Here is a 2,702-nt window from a genome sequence, read left to right as displayed (position 1 = left end):
CTCTTCCCGGATCCGCTAACTTAGCGGATCCGGGAAGAGCGCGGCGGCATTCGCCTATCAGATGTCCCGGTGGCCACACGTATCCACGGCCCGCCCTCAAGCCACAAGAAGTCGCTCCGGAGCCGGTACTCCCGGACTCCGGGCCTGTGTCCTGCCGGCTGCTGCCCGCGACGGTGACAGCGGCGTCCGTGACCGGCCGCGGGAGCTGAGCGAGCCGTGCGGGCCTTGCCAGTCGATCAGAGGGCGTGCCGTATGAAGGGAGAGTTCCACGGCTCGACCTGTCCGCTCGACAGACGGCGTCCCTGTGCCATGGGCGACCGCCCGCTGCCTCCGCGGCCTCATGGGGAGGAGGGGTATCCGCTGGAGGCGACCCAGTGTCGGGTGAGGTGGGTGAAGGCCCGGGCGGCAGCGCTTTGGTAGGAGCCCGAGCGGCTGAGCAGAGTGACAGTGCGCTCGGGCAGGGGCGGGTCGAGGGGGACGGCGCGCAGATGCGGGTGATCCCGGGCGATGGCCTCGGGCAGCACAGATGCCAGAGGGGTGCGCTGGATCATTTCGGCGACGGCGTTGACCGAGTTGGCTTCCATCGCGATGCGCGGTGTGGTGCGGTGCTGATCGAAGTAGGTGTCGATGTGCCTGCGGGTGGCGAAGTCGCTGCTGAGCAGGGCCAGGGGGCGGCTTTCCAGTTCTCGCACGGGTAGCGGGTCTGTCCGGTCGGCGTGGGGGTGGTGGGTGCCGACGACGAGGCTGAGGGCTTCGGTGAACAAGTCGTCCGTGGAGATGCCGGGCAGGTGGGCACCGCGAAAGGCGATCCCGAGGTCGAGGTCGTCGGCAAGGAGGGCGGACTCGATGCGGTCCTGCGTCATTTCCCTGATGCTCAGGGTGATGTCGGGATGACGGACGTGGAACTGTCCAGTGAGGGGGCCGATGAGGTAGGCGGTGAAGGTGGGGGTGACCGCCAGGCGCAGGCTGCCGCGGGAGAGGTCGGCCACGTCGTGGACGGCGCGTTCGGCAGCGGCGAGTTCCTGCAGGGCGCGACGGGCGTAGTGGACGTAGGTCTCGCCGGCGTCGGTGAGGCGCACGGCACGACCCGTACGGTCCAGCAACTGCGTGCCCATCAGGCGTTCCATCTGTCTGATCTGCTGGGACAGGGTCGGCTGGGAGATGTGCAGGACTTCGGCGGCGCGGGTGAAGCTGCCTTGTTCGGCGACGGCGAGCAGATAGCGCAGATGACGTAGTTCGAAGCCCATGACCTCACTATAGGTGAGACCAATAGAACTTATATTCAGGGCGTCTTGGACTCTATAAGCACAGTTCATGCATGGTGGATTTCGTCAACCCGCACCAGTCGGGCACTGGCCGAAAGGAGTGATCATGCAGGACCTCGCCGAGGGAGTCGCACATTTCCAGCGGGGCGTCTTCCCCGCCCAGGCGGCGCACTTTCAGCACCTGGCCACCACGCACCGGCCCAGCACCCTGTTCATCAGCTGCTCCGACGCCCGCGTCGTACCGGAGCTGATCACACAGAGCGAGCCGGGCGAGCTGTTCGTCATCCGGACGGCCGGAAACCTGGTGCCCGCCTACACCCCGAACGCTGATGGGATCGCGGCGAGCATCGAGTACGCCGTCGCCGTCCTGGGCGTGTCCGACATCGTCGTCTGCGGGCATTCCGCCTGTGGCGCGATGACCGCCCTGGCGGACGAGCACGACCTCGCCGCCCTGCCGGCCGTCGCCCACTGGCTGCGGCACGCGGAGGCCTCGCTGGTCCGTACGGCCTGTGCCGAGCCCGGCGAGGACAAGGTAAGCGTCCTGATACGGAACAACGTGATCGCTCAGCTGGCGAACCTGGCGACGCACCCCAGCGTCGTGCGGGCACTGGCGGCGAAGACCCTCACGCTGCGCGGCTGGGTCTACGACATCCCCACCGGCGCGGTCGACCAGGTCGACCCGGTCACGGGTTGCTCCGCCGCCCTCGCGGCCTGAGCTGCTCTGGCCCTTTCGTCCCAGCCGCCGTCCGGCGGCCTGATCCCCTGACCGTATGACTCCGCTGAGCTCGCTGTAGGGCGGGCTGGCATGTTGGAAAGGAGCACCCTCATGGTGCACGCTCAGTTCGACCCTGCCGCCCGGCAGGCCCTGGCCGCTGTGGTTGTCGAGGCCAAGACGCGCAAGGACCTGACCTGGCAGGAGATCGCCGACGCCAGCGGCCTGTCGGTCGCCTTCACCACCGCCGCGCTGCTGGGGCAGCATCCGCTGCCGGAGGCCGCCGCCAGGGCGGTCGCCGAACTGCTGGAGCTGGACGAGGACGCGGCCGTACTGCTGCAGGCCATCCCGACCCGGGGATCCATTCCCGGCGGCGTCCCGACCGACCCGACGATCTACCGCTTCTACGAGATCGTCCAGATCTACGGCACCACGCTCAAGGCCCTGGTCCACGAGCAGTTCGGTGACGGCATCATCAGCGCGATCAACTTCAAGCTCGACGTCAAGAAGGTCGCCGACCCCGAGGGCGGCGAGCGCGCGGTGATCACCCTGGACGGCAAGTACCTGCCCACCAAGCCGTTCTGACCCCGGCCGTCCGCCGTGCCGACGGCCGCTGCCGATAAGGCGCCTGGCCGGCACGCCGATTCGCTTCGGGCGACCAGGGCCATGACAGGGCTCCTCCGCCGCCTCACCGCGCCCCCAGCACGACATGGGGTCGCGGTGAG

At 68.5% G+C, this 2,702-nt stretch carries 3 protein-coding genes; 2 read left to right on the top strand and 1 reads right to left on the bottom strand.

Going from position 1 to position 2,702, the window contains the following annotated elements; genetic code table 11:
- Nucleotides 1-338: 338 nt before the first annotated feature.
- Nucleotides 339-1,247 carry a transcriptional regulator CynR gene (gene cynR, locus AB0D93_RS41450; RefSeq protein ID WP_362131926.1) on the bottom strand — a complete coding sequence of 303 codons (909 nt, stop codon included), beginning with the start codon at nt 1,245-1,247 and terminating at the stop codon, nt 339-341.
- Between the two features lie 124 nt (nt 1,248-1,371).
- Between cynR and AB0D93_RS41445 the strand changes: the two genes are divergently transcribed.
- Nucleotides 1,372-1,980: a carbonic anhydrase gene (locus AB0D93_RS41445; protein WP_362131923.1), complete on the top strand. Its 609-nt coding sequence runs from the start codon at nt 1,372-1,374 to the stop codon at nt 1,978-1,980.
- 111 nt (nt 1,981-2,091) lie between these two features.
- Nucleotides 2,092-2,562, top strand: coding sequence for a cyanase (gene cynS / locus AB0D93_RS41440; RefSeq protein ID WP_362131920.1), 471 nt, complete (start codon nt 2,092-2,094; stop codon nt 2,560-2,562).
- Nucleotides 2,563-2,702: the final 140 nt, after the last annotated feature.

The sequence above is a fragment of the Streptomyces sp. NPDC048191 genome (assembly GCF_040652655.1).
In the GTDB taxonomy this organism is placed as follows: Bacteria; Actinomycetota; Actinomycetes; order Streptomycetales; family Streptomycetaceae; genus Streptomyces.
The sequence above is the reverse complement of the archived record's forward strand: the minus strand, read 5'-3'. Positions and strand labels throughout refer to the sequence as shown.